General features: G+C 72.4%; 16 protein-coding genes. 8 read left to right on the forward strand and 8 right to left on the reverse strand.

Annotation, left to right across the window (positions count from 1 at the left end):
• Window positions 1-43: 43 nt before the first annotated feature.
• From ACZ619_RS17470 to ACZ619_RS17490, 5 genes are all read right to left on the reverse strand, one after another.
• On the reverse strand, window positions 44-1,153 hold the full coding sequence (locus ACZ619_RS17470; RefSeq protein WP_469599477.1) for a HAMP domain-containing sensor histidine kinase: 1,110 nt from the start codon (window positions 1,151-1,153) through the stop codon (window positions 44-46).
• Entirely contained in the window at window positions 1,150-1,890 is a 741-nt protein-coding gene (locus tag ACZ619_RS17475) for a response regulator transcription factor (protein ID WP_388382235.1), read from the reverse strand. The genes ACZ619_RS17470 and ACZ619_RS17475 overlap by 4 nt, the downstream gene beginning before the upstream one ends.
• Window positions 1,891-2,000: 110 nt before the next feature.
• Complete coding sequence (locus tag ACZ619_RS17480; RefSeq protein ID WP_469599480.1) at window positions 2,001-2,681, reverse strand: spermidine synthase family protein; 681 nt, start codon at window positions 2,679-2,681, stop codon at window positions 2,001-2,003.
• A gap of 150 nt (window positions 2,682-2,831) precedes the next feature.
• Window positions 2,832-4,580: a glycoside hydrolase family 3 protein gene (locus tag ACZ619_RS17485; RefSeq protein ID WP_469599482.1), complete on the reverse strand. Its 1,749-nt coding sequence runs from the start codon at window positions 4,578-4,580 to the stop codon at window positions 2,832-2,834.
• Between the two features lie 69 nt (window positions 4,581-4,649).
• Window positions 4,650-5,933, reverse strand: coding sequence for an MFS transporter (locus ACZ619_RS17490; protein WP_469599484.1), 1,284 nt, complete (start codon window positions 5,931-5,933; stop codon window positions 4,650-4,652).
• Between the two features lie 241 nt (window positions 5,934-6,174).
• On the opposite strand from ACZ619_RS17490, the gene ACZ619_RS17495 reads away from it, so the two are divergent.
• Together ACZ619_RS17495 and ACZ619_RS17500 are read left to right on the forward strand one after the other, a co-directional pair.
• Complete coding sequence (locus tag ACZ619_RS17495; RefSeq protein ID WP_469599486.1) at window positions 6,175-6,840, forward strand: TetR/AcrR family transcriptional regulator; 666 nt, start codon at window positions 6,175-6,177, stop codon at window positions 6,838-6,840.
• A 127-nt stretch (window positions 6,841-6,967) separates the two neighbouring features.
• Complete coding sequence (locus tag ACZ619_RS17500) at window positions 6,968-7,747, forward strand: rhomboid-like protein (RefSeq protein WP_469599488.1); 780 nt, start codon at window positions 6,968-6,970, stop codon at window positions 7,745-7,747.
• Between the two features lie 4 nt (window positions 7,748-7,751).
• Here ACZ619_RS17500 and ACZ619_RS17505 read toward each other — a convergent pair whose 3' ends face one another.
• Window positions 7,752-9,236, reverse strand: a complete 1,485-nt coding sequence (locus ACZ619_RS17505) for a sulfatase family protein (protein ID WP_469599490.1) — start codon at window positions 9,234-9,236, stop codon at window positions 7,752-7,754.
• Between the two features lie 525 nt (window positions 9,237-9,761).
• Between ACZ619_RS17505 and lon the strand changes: the two genes are divergently transcribed.
• On the forward strand, window positions 9,762-12,179 hold the full coding sequence (gene lon / locus ACZ619_RS17510) for an endopeptidase La (RefSeq protein ID WP_469599492.1): 2,418 nt from the start codon (window positions 9,762-9,764) through the stop codon (window positions 12,177-12,179).
• Window positions 12,180-12,249: 70 nt separating this feature from the next.
• Here lon and ACZ619_RS17515 read toward each other — a convergent pair whose 3' ends face one another.
• Window positions 12,250-13,056 carry a lysozyme gene (locus tag ACZ619_RS17515; RefSeq protein WP_469599494.1) on the reverse strand — a complete coding sequence of 269 codons (807 nt, stop codon included), beginning with the start codon at window positions 13,054-13,056 and terminating at the stop codon, window positions 12,250-12,252.
• 217 nt (window positions 13,057-13,273) lie between these two features.
• Between ACZ619_RS17515 and ACZ619_RS17520 the strand changes: the two genes are divergently transcribed.
• The gene (locus tag ACZ619_RS17520; protein ID WP_469599496.1) at window positions 13,274-13,765 is read left to right on the forward strand and encodes a MarR family winged helix-turn-helix transcriptional regulator; all 492 of its coding nucleotides are present in this window, start codon (window positions 13,274-13,276) and stop codon (window positions 13,763-13,765) included.
• 36 nt (window positions 13,766-13,801) lie between these two features.
• Here ACZ619_RS17520 and ACZ619_RS17525 read toward each other — a convergent pair whose 3' ends face one another.
• On the reverse strand, window positions 13,802-14,590 hold the full coding sequence (locus ACZ619_RS17525; RefSeq protein WP_469599498.1) for a hypothetical protein: 789 nt from the start codon (window positions 14,588-14,590) through the stop codon (window positions 13,802-13,804).
• Between the two features lie 405 nt (window positions 14,591-14,995).
• Here ACZ619_RS17525 and ACZ619_RS17530 point away from each other — a divergent pair, with 405 nt between their 5' ends.
• The 4 genes from ACZ619_RS17530 to ACZ619_RS17545 are packed head-to-tail and all read left to right on the forward strand — an operon-like array spanning window position 14,996 to window position 19,368.
• Window positions 14,996-17,839, forward strand: coding sequence for a sensor histidine kinase (locus ACZ619_RS17530; protein ID WP_469599500.1), 2,844 nt, complete (start codon window positions 14,996-14,998; stop codon window positions 17,837-17,839).
• Window positions 17,836-18,336: a roadblock/LC7 domain-containing protein gene (locus tag ACZ619_RS17535; RefSeq protein ID WP_469599502.1), complete on the forward strand. Its 501-nt coding sequence runs from the start codon at window positions 17,836-17,838 to the stop codon at window positions 18,334-18,336. The genes ACZ619_RS17530 and ACZ619_RS17535 overlap by 4 nt, the downstream gene beginning before the upstream one ends.
• Window positions 18,333-18,752, forward strand: a complete 420-nt coding sequence (locus tag ACZ619_RS17540) for a DUF742 domain-containing protein (RefSeq protein WP_469599504.1) — start codon at window positions 18,333-18,335, stop codon at window positions 18,750-18,752. The genes ACZ619_RS17535 and ACZ619_RS17540 overlap by 4 nt, the downstream gene beginning before the upstream one ends.
• Window positions 18,733-19,368 carry a GTP-binding protein gene (locus tag ACZ619_RS17545; RefSeq protein WP_469599506.1) on the forward strand — a complete coding sequence of 212 codons (636 nt, stop codon included), beginning with the start codon at window positions 18,733-18,735 and terminating at the stop codon, window positions 19,366-19,368. Before ACZ619_RS17540 ends, ACZ619_RS17545 begins: the two co-directional genes overlap by 20 nt.
• Window positions 19,369-19,380: the final 12 nt, after the last annotated feature.

A 19,380-nucleotide genomic window follows, 5' to 3' on the forward strand; every position in this document is an offset into this window, starting at 1 on the left:
GCCGACCACAGATGGATCTTGAGGCTCCGGATCGAACTTTACGTCAACTTGGAACGGATGAGAGCCCCGGGAGAGTGACGATAATCCTGCAACCCCGGTCGGATTCGGCCACACCTATCCGGCCGCCGTGCAGATCCACCGCCCAGCGGGCGATCGCCAGCCCCAGTCCCGTGCCGCCGTCGCTGCCCGGCCCGTGCGGCCGGCGCACGGCGCCCCGGTTGAAGCGCTCGAAGACGTGGTGCCACTCCGAGCGCGGGATGCCCGGGCCCTCGTCCAGGACCTCCAGCTCCAGCGACTCCGGCTGCGGCCCGCGCCGCGCCTTCACGGTCACCCGGCCGTGCGGCGGGCTGTGCTTGACCGCGTTGTCGATGAGGTTCGCCACGACCTGGTGGATGCGCTCCGGGTCGGCGTGCGCGGACAGCTCCGGCGGCGAGACGTCGAGGTGCAGATGGACGTCCGTACGCGTGTGGCTGCCCGAGTTCGAGGCGAGTCCGCGGGCCCCGGTGACCATGTTGGTCTCCTTGAGCACGCCCGAGAGGTACGGCCACACCTCGAAACGGCGCTGGCGCAGCGGTACGACGCCGTTGTCGAGACGGGAGAGGTCCAGCAGGGTCTCCACCAGCCGGCCGAGGCGCTCGGTCTGCTTGAGGGCCGTGCGCATGGTCTCGGTGTCCGGCTCGGCGATCCCGTCGACCACGTTCTCCAGGACGGCCCGCAGGCCCGCGATGGGCGTGCGCAGCTCGTGCGAGACGTTCGCCACCAGCTCCTTGCGCTGGCGGTCCTGCGCCTCCAGCTCGTCGGCCATGACGTTGATCGTCTCGGCCAGGTCGCCCAGCTCGTCCCGGCGGTTCTCCCGGACCCGGCGGGTGTAGTCGCCCTGCGAGATCGAGCGGGCCACCAGGTTCATCTCGTCCAGCGGCGCGGTGAGTGAATGGGCCACGAACTGCGTTATCAACAGTGTGGCGATCATCGAGAAGACCGTGATGAAGCGAAGCTCGGTCTTCGTGTGCACCGCGACGATCGAGAGACCGGTGGTGATCAGGACCGAGATGACGACGAGCGCGCCCAGCTTGGTCTTGATCGAGAACGGGCGTACGCCGCCCCAGGGGTCCTCCCCGGGGCTCCTCCGTGCGGCCTCCCGCCCCCCGCTCATGGCGTCGGTGTCTCCAGCGCGTAACCCACGCCGTGCACGGTACGGATCCGCTCGGCGCCGATCTTGCGCCGCAGCGCCTTGATGTGGCTGTCCACGGTCCGCGTGCCCGACGCGTCCGCCCAGTCCCACACCTCGGCCAGCAGCTGCTCCCGGGAGAGCACCGCGCGCGGGGTGTTGGCCAGGCACACCAGCAGGTCGAACTCGGTCGGCGTGAGGTGTACGTCCTCGCTGCGCACCCGCACCCGGCGCTGCGCGTGGTCGATCTCCAGCTCGCCGAGGCGCAGGATGCCGGAGCGGGGCGTGGAGGCGGCGATGGCCGCCCGCTCCACCCGCCGCAGCAGCACGTGCACGCGCGCCGCCAGCTCCCGCATGGAGAACGGCTTGGTCATGTAGTCGTCGGCACCGACGCCGAGCCCGACCAGCATGTCGGTCTCGTCGTCCCGCGCGGTGAGCATGAGCACCGGCACCGGGCGCTGGGCCTGCACCCGGCGGCAGACCTCCAGGCCGTCGAAGCCGGGCAGCATGATGTCGAGGATCAGCAGGTCGGGCTGCCAGGCCTCGGCGGTGTCGACGGCCGCCGGGCCGTCACCCGCTGTTTGCACGAGGAATCCCTCGGCGCGCAGGCGGGCCGCGATGGCGTCGACGATCGTGGGGTCGTCCTCGACGACCAGAACGCGGCGCTGGGCGCCCGGTGTGGCCGTCGCCGCGCCGTTGTGGGAGGTGTGTGTCTGCTCCATCGCCCGCCCCTGTGTGCTTTCCGGAACCAGTGGGGTGATCCCATGTCTGCGATTGACGCTTGAATGATCCGCGTCAGGGATGCACATTACGGGGACAGGAGGCGCACTCGCTATCCAGGGCGGACGGCAAGGTGCACGACGTCCGGAACGCCCCGGGCAACCGGGATCTCTTCGGTACGCACCCGCTGGAACCCGGCATTCCACAAGGATCCCTCGAATTCCGCCGACGGTTGCGCCGACCATACGGCCAGTACCCCGCCCGGTCTCAACACCCTTGCACAGCTTGTGAGTCCGGCCGGCGAGTAGAGACCCTCGTTGTCCTCGTCGACGGTCCAGCCCGGCCCGTTGTCGATGTCCAGGCACAACGCGTCGAACGTGTCGCACGTCTCATCTAGGTGTCCCACGAGGTCCGCTTCCACGATCGCCGTGCGCGGATCGGCGAACGCGGCCGCGGACAGCGCGGACAGCGGCCCGCCGTCCCGGTGCCAGCCGACGACCGCCGGCTCCCGCTCGACGACCGTGATCCGTCCCCAGCGGGGATCGGCCGCGGCGTGTGCGAGCGAGAACCCCACCCCCAGCCCGCCGATCAGCACCGCCGGCTCCGCCCGCCCGTCCAGGGCCCGGTACGCGGCGTCCACCAGCAGCCGCTCCGAGCGGCCGTCCGAGGTGTCCATCAGGAAGCAGCCGTTGGCGATGATCTGGAGCAACTCGCCGTGCCTGCGCAGCACCACCTCCCCGTACGGGCCGTCACGCCGGTCCAGGACCACGGGGGTTTCGTCGCAGGCGGTCATGGCTTCATCCTGCACCAACCCGGGCTCTCGGCCACGGGAATCGAGGACGTCGCGACCACCGCCCGTTCGAAGGGCGAGCGGGTGTCCCGGGACCCGGCCCCCCACGGACCGGGCCCCGGACGGAGCGGGGCGGTCGGGCGCCCCGCGCTCTCAGAGGTCCAGGCCGTGCCCGTAGGGGAAGACCGGGTCCTCGGTGTCGTTGGGCACGTCGGGGCGGGAGGCCTCGACCGCGGCCATCGACCTGGGCAGTTCGAACGGCAGCCGGCCCTCGGCCCGGGCCCGCCCGAAGGCGACGTCGAGCAGGGCCGCGTCCGAGGCGCCGAAGTCGGCCAGCAGGGCCGCGGCCCGCTCGGCGATCTCCGGCAGGACCGCGGGCCGCTCCAGGGTCACGCAGACCAGCGTCGGCACCGTCTCCAGCAGCCCCAGGATCTCCTTCAGCTCGTCCTCGGGGTAGGCGAGCGAGCCCGCGTGGAAGAACGACTCGAAGGCGCCGGGGCGCTGTTCGTACGGGGTCCGCAGCCGCAGCACCGCCACGTCCGCGTCGGCCGGGTCGGCGACGACGTTGCCGTACTGCGACGCGGTCTGCTCGCCGACCCCCCGCACGTACAGGTTCGGGCGGCCGGAGAGCGGCAGCAGCTCCCGGTCGGCCAGCACGGTCAGCGAGCGGCGCTGGGCCGCCTCGCCGAGCGCGGTGAACTCGCGCGCGCCGACCGTCCCGGCGGCCCGGTCCGGATCGGCGTACGGGTTCTCGAAGAGGCCGAGCGCGAACTTCTCGCGCAGCACCCGCCGTACGGAGGTGTCGATCCGCTCCTCGGTGATCCGGCCGGAGCGGACCAGCTCCACGATCACCTCGGGGCACTGTTCGCCGCCGAACTGGTCCGTGCCCGCGTCCAGCGCCTTGGCCGCGCGCTCGGCCACGCTCAGGTGCTCCACGCCCCAGGCCCGCGCCTCGGCCGGCTCGCCCATGATCTCGGCGTCGGTGAGCAGACCCCAGTCCGTGCAGACGATCCCCTCGAAGCCGAGGCGCTCGCGCAGCAGGCCGGTCAGCACGTCCTTGTTGAAGCCGAAGCCGACCTCCTCCCAGTCGGTGCCGACCGGCTGCCCGTAGTACGGCATCATCTGCGAGCAGCCGGCCTCGACCGCGGCGGCGAACGGCGCCAGGTGGTGCTCGCGCATCCCGCCCGGGTACACCTGCTCCTTCCCGTAGGGGAAGTGCGGGTCCTCGCCGTCCTTCTGGGCACCGCCGCCCGGGAAGTGCTTGACCATCGCGGCCACCGACTCCGGGCCGAGCACCGGTCCCTGGAGGCCGCGGACGTACGCCCGCACCAGCTCGGCGGTCAGCGCGGCGTCCGAGCCGAAGGTGCCCGACTGGCGGGACCAGCGCGGCTCGGTGGCCAGGTCGATCTGCGGGTGCAGGGCGACCCGGAAGCCGACCGACAGGTACTCCCGGCGCACGGTGTCCGCGAACCGCTCCACCAGCTCCGGGTCGCCGATCGCGGCCAGGCCCAGCGGCTCCGGCCAGGCCGAGAAGTCACCGGCCAGGAAGGAGGCGCCCGGGTTGTCGGTGAAGGCGTGGCGCGGGTCGGTGGAGAGGGTGGCCGGGATGCCGAGCCGGGTGCCGGCGGCCAGCTCCTGGACCCGGTTGACCCACTCGGCCATCTCGCGGGCGCTGCCCTGGCCGACCAGGTTGAAGTGGCTCAGATGCCGGTCGGCGACCAGATCGGTGGTGCCGTACCGCAGGAACGAGCCGGCCTCCTCGGCCAAGGTGCCGCCCGGGCCCATGGCGAGCATGGTGTGGAAGAGCTGGCCTGCCTTCTCCTCCAGTGTCATACGGGACAGCAGGTCCTCGACGCGCTCGTCGACGGGCCGGTTCGGATCACGGTACGCGGGGGTGGTCATCCTCGACTGACTTCCTTGCCTTGGGGGGGTTCACCGCGGGTCGCGACGCGCCGTCGCGACCCGCGGGTCTCACTTCACCGAGCGGACGAACTGGACGGCGAGCGCGCCCAGCACCGCGGCGATCGCGCCGAACAGGAACAGCGCGCCGTAGTTGCCGCCGCCCCCGATCGCGAGCAGCGCCGGGGCGATGATCGGGACCAGCGACTGGGGGAGGGCGTTGCCGATGTTCAGCACGCCCATGTCCTTCGCGGACTCCTCGGGGTTGGGCAGCACGGCCGCGGCCAGCGCCAGGTCGACCGAGAGGTAGAGGCCCTCGCCGAGACCGAAGACGACGAGCGCGGCGACGTACATCCCGAAGTTCTGCGCGGAGGCGATCATCGCCAGGCTGACGGCCATCACCAGCGAGGAGCCGAGGACGTACGGCTTGCGGCGGCCGGAGCGGTCGGAGAGCAGGCCGCCGACGAGGGAGCCGAGGATCGTCGCGACGACCATCGCCAGGGTGCCGACCAGGACCTTGCCGGTGACCTGGTCCTCGTCGTAGCCGAGGCGGTCCATCAGGAAGTAGACCTGGTAGCTGGTGACGCAGGCGGCGCCGGTGAAGACCAGGAAGCGGCCGGCGAAGTTCCACGCGAAGTCGGGGTGCCGGCGCGGGTCGACCCAGAAGCTGCGCAGGAACTCCCGCAGGGAGTAGCGCGGGAAGGAGCCAGGGCGGGCCGGGCGGTCCTTCATCACGGCGGCCAGGTAGCCGACCGAGCCGATGCCGATCAGGCCGGGCACCAGGAAGGCCAGGGCGAGCGAGCCGCTGAACAGCTGGGCCAGCGCCGAGCCGCCGACCATCGACACCGAGATCATGCTGCCGACCAGGCCGGAGACCCGGGCCTGCTGGTGCGGCGGGATGAGGTCCGGGACGGACGCGGTGAGCACGGCGAGGGAGGCGTTGACGCCGAGCTGGGCGACCGCCCAGCCGAACATCAGCACCGGGACGCTGCTGCCGAAGGCCACCACCAGCAGACCGGCGAAGCCGGCCAGCATGCCGCCCAGCAGCCAGGGGCGGCGGCGGCCGAAGCGGCTGGTGGTGCGGTCGGACAGGGCGCCGAAGACCGGGTTGCCGATCATCGCGAGCAGGGCGCCGACGGACAGCACCTGACCGAGCGCGGTGCCGCGGTCGGCCTCCGGCACGATCTGGGCGACCCGTAGGGCGAGGGTGACCATCACCGGGGTGAGAACGGCGAGGTACACGCCGAACTGGGCGAACACGAGTCCGAACACCAGCTTGGCGGGGGCGGACGGCGTGGGGGTCTCGACGGACGGAGCGGACGTCTCGTCGAGCGGCGCGTCTTGGCTGAGGGCCATGGGCGACTCTCCATGGGGGACGGGGGCGGCCTCTTCGCCGCACCGGCTCGACCAGGGAAGCAGTAAAACCGAGTAGGTACTAGGTTTTGCTCACGTGGCCAGAATCACGCTGCGCACGGCTTGAAAGAAGGGTTCGCTTACTCGTGTAACCCATGGCAACCGACGCACCCTGGAGCGAGCTGTGGCCAGGCTGTGGCGGCGGCAGGAGAGTGCGCGCGGAAGGGTGTTTAGGGTGACAGGCATGGAGCAGTCGCATCAGACGCACAGGGCAGCCAGAGGAACGGGCGGCCGCGGCACGTACGCCGTGGGCGACGAGCGCCGCTCGCGCATCCTGGAGGCCGCCGTCGAGCACTTCGCCCAGTGGGGCTTCCACGCCTCCTCGCTGGCCCGCATCGCCAAGGACGTCGGGATCACCCAGGGCGGCCTGCTGCACCACTTCCGCAGCAAGGAGGACCTGCTGGTGCAGGTCCTGGAGCGGACCGAGGAGCAGGACAAGAGGAGGTTCCTCGCCGAACGGCACGCCTCGGCCGCGGACTGCTACGCGGGGCTGCTCCGGCTCACCCGGTACAACGCCGAACGGCTCGGCCGCACCCGGATGTTCAACGTCCTCGCCGCCGAGGCGGGCGACCGGTGCCACCCGGCCCACGCGTACTTCGTCCGCCGGTACGCGGAGCTCGTCGGCACCATGTCGGACTCCCTGGGCCGCGCGGTCGACAGCGGCGAGCTGCGGCCCGGCACGGACGTCGTCGCGGTCTCGGAGGAGACGGCGGCCGTGATGGACGGCCTCCAGATCCAGTACGTGCTCGACCCGGGCGGCTTCGACATGGTCACGGCCTTCCACCGCTACGCCGACCGGCTGCTGCGCGCGATCACGGTGGCCGGGACGGGGCTGCCGGAGGGGATCTGAGGCAGGGGAGCCGGGGCGCGCCACAAGGATGAGAGCTTGCTGTGAATCGGCTCTGCGGTGGCGTCGGTCATAGACAGCGGCGCCCGCGGAGCCGAAGGCTGGGCGGGAACGGAAGGAGCGCCCCACCGTGGAACCCGCCGCGACGGCCGACGTCACCCAGGCCCCGCCCCTTCCCGGCCCCGCCCTCCTGGAGGGCATGCCCCGCCAGCGGGTCCCCGCCGCCGCGTCCGCCGTACGGCGCGCCGCCCCGGTCCGCCGGCTGCGCCCCTGGCGGTTGCTCCCCAGCCCCGCCGGCACCCCCGTCACCTTCGCCTACACGGCGCTCCTCGCCCTCACCTCGCTCTTCGCCGTCTACGCCAGCCCCGCCCTGCTCGACGCGGTCCACCAGGACTCCAGCACCGACGTCGCCCACCTCGTGCGCACCCCGGTCTTCGTCCTGCTGGCCAGCGCGCTGTGGATCGCCGGGGGGCTGCTGTCCCCGTACGCGCTCGCCTTCGTGCTGGTGCTGACCGCGCTGGAACGGCGGATAGGCGGCGCCCGCGCGATCTGCGTCTTCCTGGCGGGCCACGTCCTGGCCACCCTCGCGACCGAGGTCCCGGTCGGCCTCGCGGTCCTGGCCGGCCACCTCCCCGGCACCTCGCTGCACCGCCTCGACTACGGCATCAGCTTCGGCGTCGCCGCCAGCATCGGCGCGCTCTGCGGCCTGCTCGCCCCCTGGCTGCGCTGGCCCCTGCTCGCACTGGTCGGCTCCGGCCTGCTCGCGGACCTGATCGCCTTCCGGGACCCGATGACCGACTGGGGCCACCTGATCTCCCTGGCCGTCGGCACGGCGCTCTGGCCGGCGGTGCGCCGTTGGCGCGCCGACCGTCACCCCGGCGGCGCCGGCCGGACGCCCGCGCGGCGGTAGCGGCTCAGGCGGCGCGCGCCGCCGCCAGACCCTTCGCCAACCCGGCTGCGCCCAGGGCACGTTCCTGCCCGGCGGTCGCGCCGTGGAGCCGGTTGGTCAGCTGGTAGGGGTCGTTCCTCAGGTCGTACAGCTCGCGGAAGAGGACGGCGCCGTCGCCCTGGGTGGGGCGGCCCCGGTTGTCGAGGCGGGTGCGGTAGTACTCCGTGTACTGCGTGGTCCTGCCGATGTGGGTGGCCCAGGTGTGGATCGGCTCCTGGTCCTGCCGGTTCCACCACCACTCGGCGAGCAGTTGTTCGCGGTCGTTGCGGGCGTCGAGCAGCGAGTGGCCGTCGTGCGGGGTGTCCGGGGTGACGCGGGCCGCGTCCAGGAAGGTCGGGGCGATGTCGACATGGCCGGTGAGACGGTCGTCGACGGTGCCCCCGCCGAGGCCGTGCGCCGGCCAGGACAGCCAGAACGGCACCTCCAGACTCGGCCGGTACGGCACCGACTTGCGCAGCCAGCCGTGGTCCGCCCAGCACAGCCCGTGGTCGCTGGTGTACACCACGAGGGTGTTCTCCAGCTGGCCCAGCTCCCGCAGCTTGTCGTGGAAGTCCTGCATCGCGTCGTCCACCGAGAGCAGCGTGCGCAACTGGCGGGTGCGCAGCGCCCTGCCCTGGGCGTAGGTGTGCTCGGACTTCCGGAGGAACGGCGGCTTGTCGCTCTTGTCGCTCTCGAACACGGAGGGGCGGCCGGGCCAGTCCGGGACGCTCGTGCGGGCGTACTTCCGCTCCGGGATGTTGAGTTCGTGCGCGCTGCGGGTGGCGACGTACGCGAACCAGGGCCGGGTGTCGGTGCGGGACCGCTCGATGAAGGCGAGGGTGCGGTCGCGGATGACGGTGGTGTTGTAGCCGGGGATGTTCCGGACCGTGCCGTTGTCGTTGTAGTGGCCGTCGTAGTACGCCACGGGTTCCTGGAGGAGCCACTCGTCGAAGTGGGGCGGGTTGTCGCCGGTGTGCCAGAAGTTGAGGTACTTGCCGAACAGGCCGGTGCGGTAGCCGGCCTCGTGCAACTGGCGCTGGACGGTGGTGTGCTGGTCCAGGTGGTAGGGGTGGCGGGTGTCGAGGACGCCGTGGTTGTGGGCGTAGCGCCCCGACATGATCGTGGACCTGGAGGGCGCGCAGAGCGGGGTGTTGGCGTGCGCGCGGGCGAAGGTCACGCCCTGTCCGCCCAGCCAGTCGGCGGTGCGGCGGACCGCCCAGTCCGTCTCCTTGGGCTGGTCGTCGGTGAGGACGAAGAGGATGTTCGGGCGCGGGTCGGTGCGGGGGAGGGGGGAGGCGGGCGGGCGGCTCGCGACGGGGGCGGCGGAGGCGGTGCGGCCGGGGGTGGGGGTGCCGTGGTCGGTGTCGTCCGCGGCGCGTACGGCCAGTGGGACGGCCGCGCCTGCCGCGACCACGGCCGCGCCGGTGAGTACCGCCCGCCGTCCCGGCCCACGCATCGGTTTCTCACCCATGAATCCCCCCAAGTCCCCGTTTGCGCACCCCGTTCACTGTGAACCAGCTGGCAGTTTCGGTTGCTTTCCTGTGAGTTGCGTTGCAGTGATGTAGCGGTGGCCTTGCGGAGTCATGGCAATGCCTTCGGGGAATCCCGGCACCCCACCATACGGTCACCGCCCCACACCTTTTCCCACCCCACCGCCCGCGCCCCACGCCCGGATCGGCCGCGGAAGGGGCGCGAGGGCCCACGCGCCCAGCCGCGACGCACCCGCACCACGCAACGGCGGCCCGCCCCGCGGGCTCGGCGCCGCCGGGCTGCGCCGTTGGGGGCTGGGCGCCGTGGCGGCGGAGATGCCCACCCCCCGTGAGGACGCCCCCGGGGTCGAAGGGAATGTGCCCTCACCCCCCGCTGTTCTCGCCTGCACGCCCCTGTTTGGCCAGGTCAGGTGGGGATCGCTGACAGCGAACACGGGGGTGGGAACATTCCGGGGGGCTTCGACATTGAGTCGGCATAGCTCAAGTTGACTGCCGAAGGGGAGATCATGGCTTCGACGTCCGCATCACTCACCCTGCCTGTGCTGCCGCTCGACGACGAGGTCGTGCTGCCCGGGATGGTGGTCCCGCTGGACCTGAAGGATCCCGATGTGCGCGCCGCCGTGGAGGCCGCGCAGGCCGCCGCCCGCAACGAGCCCGGCAAGCCCAGGGTGCTGCTGGTGCCAAGGGTCGACGGGGCCTACCCGGGCACCGGCGTGCTCGGCACCGTGGAGCAGGTCGGCCGCCTCGCCGACGGCGACCCCGGCGCGCTGATCCGCGGCCGCTACCGCGTCCGCATCGGCGCCGGCACGACCGGCCCCGGCGCCGCCCTGTGGGTCGAGGGAACCCGCATCGACGAGAACGTCCCGGAGCCGCTGCCCGGCCATGTCACCGAACTGGTCAAGGAGTACAAGGCCCTGGCCACCGCCTGGCTGCGCAAGCGCGGCGCCTGGCAGGTCGTGGACCGCGTCCAGGCCATCGACGACGTGTCCCAGCTCGCCGACAACTCCGGCTACTCACCCTTCCTGACCACCGACCAGAAGGTCGAGCTCCTGGAGACCGTCGACGCGGTCGCCCGCCTCGGGCTCGCCACCCAGCAGCTCCGCGACCACCTCGCCGAGCAGGACGTGGCCGAGACCATCGCCAAGGACGTCCAGGAGGGCGTCGACAAGCAGCAGCGCGAGTTCCTGCTCCGCCGCCAGCTGGAAGCCGTCCGCAAGGAACTGCGCGAGCTGAACGGCGAGAAGAGCGACGGCGAGGAGTCCGACGACTACCGCGCCCGCGTGGAGGCCGCCGACCTGCCCGAGAAGGTCCGCGAGGCCGCCCTCAAGGAGGTCGACAAGCTGGAGCGGTCCAGCGACCAGTCGCCCGAGGGCTCGTGGATCCGCACCTGGCTGGACACGGTGCTGGAACTGCCGTGGAACGAGCGCACCGAGGACGCGTACGACATCCAGGGCGCCAAGGCGGTCCTGGACGCCGAGCACGCCGGCCTGGAGGACGTGAAGGAGCGGATCACCGAGTACCTGGCGGTGCGCAAGCGCCGCAGCGACCGGGGCCTCGGGGTCATCGGCGGGCGCCGCGGCGGTGCCGTGCTGGCCCTGGTCGGCCCGCCCGGCGTCGGCAAGACCTCGCTCGGCGAGTCCGTCGCGCACGCGATGGGGCGCAGGTTCGTCCGCGTCGCCCTCGGCGGGGTGCGGGACGAGGCGGAGATCCGCGGCCACCGCCGTACGTACGTCGGCGCGCTGCCCGGCCGGATCGTGCGGGCGGTCAAGGAGGCCGGCTCGATGAACCCGGTCGTCCTGCTGGACGAGATCGACAAGGTGGGGTCCGACTTCCGGGGCGACCCGGCGGCCGCCCTGCTCGAAGTCCTCGACCCGGCGCAGAACCACACCTTCCGCGACCACTACCTGGAGGTCGAGCTCGACCTGAGCGACGTGGTGTTCCTCGCCACGGCGAACGTGCTGGAAGCCATTCCGGAGGCCCTGCTCGACCGTATGGAGCTGGTCCGCCTCGACGGCTACACCGAGGACGAGAAGGTCGTCATCGCCCGTGACCACCTGCTCCCGCGCCAGCTGGAGCGGGCGGGCCTCGCCGGGGACGAGGTGACGCTCGACGAGAGCGCGCTGCGCAGGCTCGCCGGCGAGTACACCCGCGAGGCGGGCGTGCGCACCCTGGAGCGGTCGATCGCCCGGCTGCTGCGCAAGATCGCGGCCCAGCACGAACTCGGCGACCGGGAGCTGCCGTTCACCGTCAGGGACGAGGACCTGCGCGCCCTGATCGGCCGGCCGCACCACGTGCCCGAGTCCGCCCAGGACCCGGCCGAGCGGCGTACGGCGGTGCCGGGCGTGGCCACCGGCCTCGCGGTCACCGGAGCGGGCGGTGACGTCCTCTTCGTGGAGGCGTCGCTGGCCGATCCGGAGACGGGCGCGGCGGGACTGACCCTGACCGGCCAGCTGGGCGACGTGATGAAGGAGAGCGCGCAGATCGCGCTGTCCTTCCTGCGCTCGCACGGTGCCGAACTGGAACTCCCGGTCGGCGACCTGAAGGACCGGGGCGTGCACATCCACTTCCCGGCGGGCGCGGTCCCCAAGGACGGCCCGAGCGCCGGTGTCACGATGACCACGGCCCTCGCGTCGCTGCTCTCCGGGCGGCTGGTCCGCACGGACGTGGCGATGACCGGCGAGGTCTCGCTGACCGGCCGGGTGCTGCCGATCGGCGGCGTGAAGCAGAAGCTGCTCGCCGCCCACCGCGCCGGGGTGACCACCGTGGTCATCCCCAAGCGCAACGAACCCGACCTGGACGACGTCCCGGCCGAGGTGCTGGACAAGCTCGACGTCCACGCCGTGACCGACGTCCGCCAGGTCCTGGAGCTGGCGCTCGCGCCCGCCGTCAGCGGGGCGGCGCCGGAGGTTCCGGCAGCGGCGTGACGGAAGCTGCCGGAGGACACAGGGCCCGGTCCCGCGAGGGGCCGGGCCCTCGACCCGCGCGGGCCGTCCGTCAGCCGTTGGCGAGTGCGACGACCTTGTCCAGGGTCCCGTCGAACCGGTCGTGGTCGCCGACCGTCGGGCCCGACGACGTGTACTGCCACATGGTGTACGCCTTCCACCCGGCCGGCAGCGTCCCCGCCTCGGAGGCGTACCGGGCGATCCACAGCGGGTTGGCGGCCGCGAAGCCGGCGTGGTTGCCGGTGCAGTCGGTCCACCAGCTGGTGGCGGTGTAGATGACGGCGTTCCGGCCGGTGCGCGCCTTGTACCGGTTCAGGAAGTCGGTGATCCAGGTGACCATCGAGCTCTTCGACTTGCCGTAGCAGGCGTCGCCGTACGGGTTCCACTCGATGTCGAGCACGCCGGGCAGGGTCTGGCCGTCCCGGGACCAGCCGCCGCCGTGGTCGACGAAGTAGTCGGCCTGGGCCGCGCCGCCCGTGGTGTCCGGGGTCGCGAAGTGGTAGGCGCCGCGGATCATGCCGACGTCGTAGGAGCCGTTGTACTGCTGGGCGAAGTAGGGGTTGCGGTAGTACGTGCCTTCCGTGGCCTTCGTGTACGCCCATCTGACCCCGCCGGCCAGCAGCGTCGCCCAGGCGACGTCGCCCTGCCAGCCGGCGACGTCGACGCCCTCGGTCTGGGTGGCGTCGGCGGCCTTGGGCGTGCCGCCCCGGCCGTCGTGGGCCACGACGCCCATGCCCATGTACGCCGAGCCGCGGTCCGGGACGGACGCGCCGGCGTGGGCGGGGGTCAGGGGGAGCGTGACGAGCAGGGCCGTGAGCAGGGCGGTCAGCAGCGTGGGGGTGGGTCTGCGTGACGGCATGACATTCCTCCGTGGGGTGAGGTGGGGTCCCCGATGTGTCAGATATGCCAGAGGTGACCGGTCCGGCACGGTGCGACACGACACGTGACGCGGAAGACGCCGGGAGGGGGGTCCGGAGGCTGCCACCGGTCCGGGCCTGCGAAATACTGGGCGGTCTCGGTGATGACGGGGTTTGACGGAAACTTTCAGGACTGCGAAACCGATCAGGGGTACTGACGTGCACGAGGACGAACAGGGCGACGAGCGGCGTGCCGCCACCGCGTTGACGCCGAGCGGCGCCGACCAGGAGTTCCTGGCTCTGGAGCGCGAGCTGACGGTCCTGCTGCGGCGCGCCCGGGCCAGCCAGGGGGAGATGGCCCGGGAGGTCCACCCCGACCTGGAGTCCGCCGCGTACGGGCTGCTCGTCCGGCTCGACGAGTACGGCGGCCGGCGCGCCACCGAGCTGGCCGCCTACATCGGCGTCGGCAAGGCCACCATGTCCCGCCAGCTGCGCGCCCTGGAGGAGCTCGGCCTGATCGCCCGCGAGCCCGACCCGGCCGACGGACGGGCCTGGCTGGTCGCCCTCACCGAGGAGGGCCGGCGCCGGGTCGGCCGGGTCCGCGAGGCCCGCCGCGGCCGCTACGTCAGCCAGCTCGCCCACTGGGACCGCCGTGAGGTCGCCGAACTGGCCCGGCTGCTGCACCAGTTGAACGGCGTCATGGAGAAGTAGCCGCGGCCCGCGCGCCCCCGGGCACCGCCGGGGGCGCTACAGCTCGACGTAGACCACGGTCGCGTCGTCGTGCGTCTTGCCGCGCCGCAGGAACGCCCGCTCCTCCCGGTCGGCCTCCTCCAGCTCGCGCACCCGGTCCACCAGCGCCCGCGCGCCCTCCTTGCGGACGACGTCGAGGAGGGCCGGCCGGTCGCCCTCGCGGAACGTCTCCGTCCAGCGGGTCGCCCCGTCGGTGAGCGCGGCCAGGGCGCGCACCTCCCGCCGGGGCACGGTCCCGGTCACCGCGCGGGCGGCGACCGAGGGGTCCGCGGCGGCCGTGAAGAAGCCGCCCTCCTTGTTGCGGACGGTGGCGTCGGCGATCGCGTCCGAGGCCAGACAGGCCCGGGGGACCCGGTCGAGCCGGTCGTCCAGCACCGCGGTGACCGTGCCGTCGGGGGCGAGCAGCAGCAGCGTGGAGTCGGACAGGACCAGGTACTCCACGGCCTCCTCGGACCAGCGGGCCAGGACGACCGTCGCCTGGGGCGTGCGCGGGTGAGAAAGGTCACAGGTTTCGGAGTGTGCGTCGGCTGTGCGCCGGATCGCCCGGCCGAGGATCTCCGGCAGCGTCAGATCTCGTGTGGAAACGGTCAGTTCGGTCAGCGCGCCGCCCAGCAGGGCGGTGAACCAGGGGACGGAATGCAGACACCCGGCGCCGTTCGCCGGCGGGGTGACCCCGTCCAGGACGATCACGCAACCCCCCTGCCCGGAGGCGGGAAGTCCGACACCGGCGAAGTCCTCGTTGGGGCGGTCGGGGGCGCCGGGCTCCGAAACGACTTCAGTACGCATTCGGCCAGTCTGCACGACCTCTTCACGATCTCCGCCAAAGGCTGGCAACCGCCTGGCAATTCGGGCGGTCTCGCAGGTCAGGCGCCGGTTTTGGGCTGGAATAGCGCACTCCGGGAAGGCGTGGTGGCGAATCCTGCCAAAGCCTGCCCTCCGCGTCCAACCGGCCCGCCGGAAAAGGACCCTGCACAGTCCGGAGGAACTTGCCCGGCAACTCCCCTCCGATGTTCACTCCTTCGAGTGGCGGGTCAGGTGATGCGAGACACCGCCCACCGGCGCTGGGAGGGTCGGGGACCGACATATCGGTGCATGCGTCGGGTGCACGCACCACTTGGCAAGAAATGCCGGGAACCATGACGGGGTGCCACCCAACCCCTTGGACACACGAGTTCAGGAATGCGAGCACCGGTGCAGAAGACGCGGCCTCGGCGCACAGGCAAGAAGACGGCCTCCGAAACGGGCGCCGTGGCCCCCGTCGGGACCGGCCGGGCCAAGCACGTGCGGACCCGCCTGATCGTGGCCGTGGCCGTGGTGGCCGCCGCGATCGCGGGAGCGGGAGCACCCGCCCTGCTGACCGCCTCCGGGCAGTTGAGCGACTCCCAGGACCTGGCGACCCTGGCCGCCCGCACCCAGGACGCGCTGGTGCTGGCCAACTCGCTCGCCGACGAGCGTGACGAGGTCACCTCCTACGTCGCGGCGGGCCGCCCCAAGTCCAAGGCGCCCTCGCAGGACCGCGGCGCCCGGGTCGACCGCCAGGTCGAGGACCTGCGCGCCGACACCGGCATCCCCGGCTGGCTGCGCACCGACCTGGACGGCATCGCCGCCGTCCGCCGGTCCGCGCTCACGGGCACGAGCACGGCCATCGAAGCCCACGAGGCCTACTCGCAGACGATCGGCGAACTGCACCGGCTCGCCGAGCAGCTGGCCGAGCAGATGCCCCCCAGGGCCGGCTCCGGCGCCTACGCGCTGGCCGAACTGGACTCCGCCGTCCAGCAGTCCGCCGCCGCCCGGGGCCTGCTCCTCGCCGCCCTGAACATCCCCAGCACCACCGTGACCACGATCAGCCCGATCACCGGTCTGCCCGTCACCAGCACCGCCACCACCGGCGCCGACAAGAAGCGGCGCGACGCGCTCACCGCCGCCGCCCAGCAGGCCAGGCTGCGCGCCGACGCGGCCCTCGCCGACTTCCGCGACACCGCGCCCAAGCCGGCCGTCGACTCGTACGACTCCACGGTCACCGGCAGCGACGTCAACAGCGCCGAGAAGTACCTGGCCGCCCTCACCGACCAGCCGGTCCTGTCCGACGACGACCTCGCCACCGGCACCAAGAAGCTGGACGCGGCGCTCTCCGCCCGGGTCGAGCTGATGCGGGGCGCGGAGTCCGCGCTCTACGACCGCCGCACCAAGGAACTCGCGCAGCTCCGCGACGACGACGTCACCGCGCTGGAGATCCGGGTCGCGGTGCTCGGCGTCCTGATGCTGGTCGCCGTCGGCGTCGCCACCGCGATGGCCCGCACGCTCACCCGGCCGCTCTCCGTGCTCCGCCGCGGCTCGGCCCGGCTCGCCGGGGCCGAGGACCCGCGCGCCGAGGAGCCCATCACCTTCACCGGCCGCAACGACGAGTTCGCCCAGGTCGTCCGCTCGGTCAACGCCCTGCACGCGCACGCCGTCGAGCTCCACGAGCGCATCGCCACCCTGGAGACCGACCGCAAGCACCTGGTCGGCCAGCGCCAGAAGATGGCCGACGCCCGCGAGGAGCTGCGCTCCGAACTCACCGACGCCTCCGCCCAGCTGGAGCGGCTGCGCACCAGCATCGGCGGCACCTTCGTCAACCTGGCGCTGCGCACGCTGGGCCTGGTGGAACGTCAGCTGGCCGTCATCGAGGGCCTGGAGGAGCGCGAGCAGGACCCCGACCGCCTCGCGACCCTCTTCAAGCTCGACCACTTCGCCACGGTCATGCGCCGGCACAGCGAGAACCTCCTGGTCCTCGCCGGCACCGAGCACGTCCAGCAGCACGCGGGCCCGATCCCGCTGGTGGACGTGGTCCGGGCGGCGGTCAGCGAGATCGAGCGCTACGAACGGGTCCGCATCGCCTCCCTGCCGCCGCACGCCCATGTGGCGGGCTTCGCGGCCGACGACCTCTCCCACGTCCTCGCCGAACTGATGGAGAACGCCAGCTCGTTCTCCCCGCCCGACATACCGGTCGAGATCTCCGGCTGGCTGCTGGAGAGCGGCGAGGTCATGCTCTCCGTCCAGGACGAGGGCATCGGCATGACCGCCGACCGGCTGGTCCGCCTCAACGGCCGCCTCGCCGAGTTCGACCCCGAGTCGCCGTACGACCAGGAGGGCGAGGACGGTCTCGGCCTCGGCCTGTACGTGGTGGCCCGCCTGGCCCACCGCCACGGCATCCGCGTCCAGCTGCGCGAGCAGAAGCAGGGCGGGGTGGCGGCGGTCGTCGTCCTGCCCCAGCCACTGCTGGCCTCGGCCCCCGCGGCGGCGGTGCCGTCGGACGGCACGGCCTCCGGCGGCGCCCAGGGCGTCTCCCTGCCCGGCGCGGCCGCGGAGGTCAACTCCAACGTCCTGCCCGGCCGTTCGGCCACCGCCGACCCGCTGGTCCAGCTGGCCGAGAAGGCCGTGCGCGAGGCCGGGGAACAGCCCGCGCACGAGCAGTCCGCCCCGCCCAGGGCCCAGGACCCCGAGCCCACCGCCCGCCCGAAGGCCCCGGCGGAGACCTTCGCCGAGACGACGATGGAGCTGCTGCTCCCGGACCCGGCCGCGGAGTCCGGGCCGGCCGCGCAGTCCGGGCCGGCCGGGGAGCAGCCGGGCGCCGCCGTCCCCGGGGGCCGGACCCACCCCGCGGACGCGGAACCCGCCACCCGCCCGCAGCCCGCCGCGGACGACGACGGCGCGGCCGCGGAGCACGCGCGCGCCCTGCCCGCACCCGGTACCGGCGGTGACACCCTCGCGGACGACGCGGACGAGGTCACCAGCAAGGGCCTCCCCAAACGCACCCCCAAGATCACCGCGCCCGCCCCGCCGCCCCGTCAGCGCGGCGGCGGTATCGACGCCGAGGCCCTGCGCCGCAGACTCGGCGGATTCCGCAGCGGCGCCGACGCCGGCCGCCGTGACGTGGCGGTGGAGATCGCCGAACAGACCGGGCAGAACCAGGTGCCGAGCAGCGCACCGGCCGGATCCGGCACAGCAGTGTCCGAAGAAGCCACGGGGGGCACAGTCGAGGAGGCAAGCAGTTGACCGCGCCCAGTACCTTCGGACTGAGCAGTGAGGCCCGCAACCTGCACTGGCTGCTGAGCAACCTCGTCGAGGAGGTGCCCGGTATCCAGTCGGTGGCCGTGGTCTCCTCCGACGGACTGCTCCTGCTCTCCTCGGACCCCGGCCGCAACGAGGAGGCCCGCGAGACCAAGGAGAAGCGCAGGGGCCCGCGCGGCTCCGCCGCCGACCTCGCCACCATCGTCTCCGGCATCGGCAGCCTCACCATCGGCGCCGCCAAGCTGATGGACTCCGGCACGGTCAAGCACACGATGGTCGCCATGGACGAGGGCAGCCTCTTCGTGATGTCGATCAGCGACGGCTCGCTGCTCGGCGTGCACGGCAGCGCGGAGTGCGACATGAGCGTGGTGGCGTACCACATGGCGCTCTTCGTCGGCCGCGCCGGCCACGTCCTGACCCCCGAACTCCGCAGCGAGCTTCGAAAATCCCTGGAGGAAGACGCGACGAGGAGCGGCCGATGACCAGCGCGCCGAAGAAGAAGACGAACCTCCCGGTACGCGGCGGCGACCGCAAGCCCGCCCGCGTCCGCCCCTACTCGCTCACCGGCGGCCGTACCCGCTTCGGTCACGTCCTCCTGGTGGAGACCTTCGTGGCCGCGCTGGAGGCCCCGGAGGAGCGCAAGGAACTGACGAATGGTTCCCTCAGCACCCGGGTCATGCCGGAGATGCGGGCCATCGTCGAACTGTGCCGCCGTATGCGCACGGTGGCCGAGATCGCCGCGCTGCTGAGGATGCCGCTCGGTGTGGTCCGGGTCCTGCTCAGCGACCTCGCGGACCAGGGAAAGATCCGAGTGTACGGAACCGGTACCGGGCACGGTGTCGGCCGCCCGGAACGTGCTCTGCTGGAAAGGGTGCTGAGTGGACTACGCCGTCTCTGACGCCACCGGTGTCGACCCGCTCCTCGAGGACGAGGAGCACCTGCGGTCCTGGCAGACGGACCGCTCCCGGGCCCCCGTCGCGACCAAGATAGTCGTGGCGGGCGGCTTCGGCGTCGGCAAGACCACGCTGGTCACCGCCGCCTCGGAGATCATGCCTCTGCAGACCGAGGCGCTGATGACCGAGGCGAGCGCGGAAACCGACGACCTCACCGCCACGCCCGGCAAGCTGACCACCACCGTGGCCATGGACTTCGGGCGCATCACGCTCGACGACGACCTGGTGCTCTACCTGTTCGGCACGCCGGGCCAGCAGCGGTTCTGGTTCATGTGGGACGACCTGGTGCGCGGCGCGATCGGCGCGGTCGTGCTCGCCGACACCCGCCGCCTGAAGGACTGCTTCCCGGCGCTCGACTACTTCGAGAGCTGCGGGCTGCCGTACGTCGTCGCGGTCAACCACTTCGACGGCAGCGAGGGCTTCGACCCCGAGGACGTGCGCGAGGCATTGACGATCCCGCCGCGCATCCCTGTAATGATCATGGACGCCCGCCGTCGTATGTCGGTGATCGAGACCTTGCTGTCCCTGGTCGCCCACGCGCTGGACGAAACCCCCGAGTAGGAGAGCGGTCCC

The sequence above is a fragment of the Streptomyces sp. NPDC104367 genome (assembly GCF_055583825.1).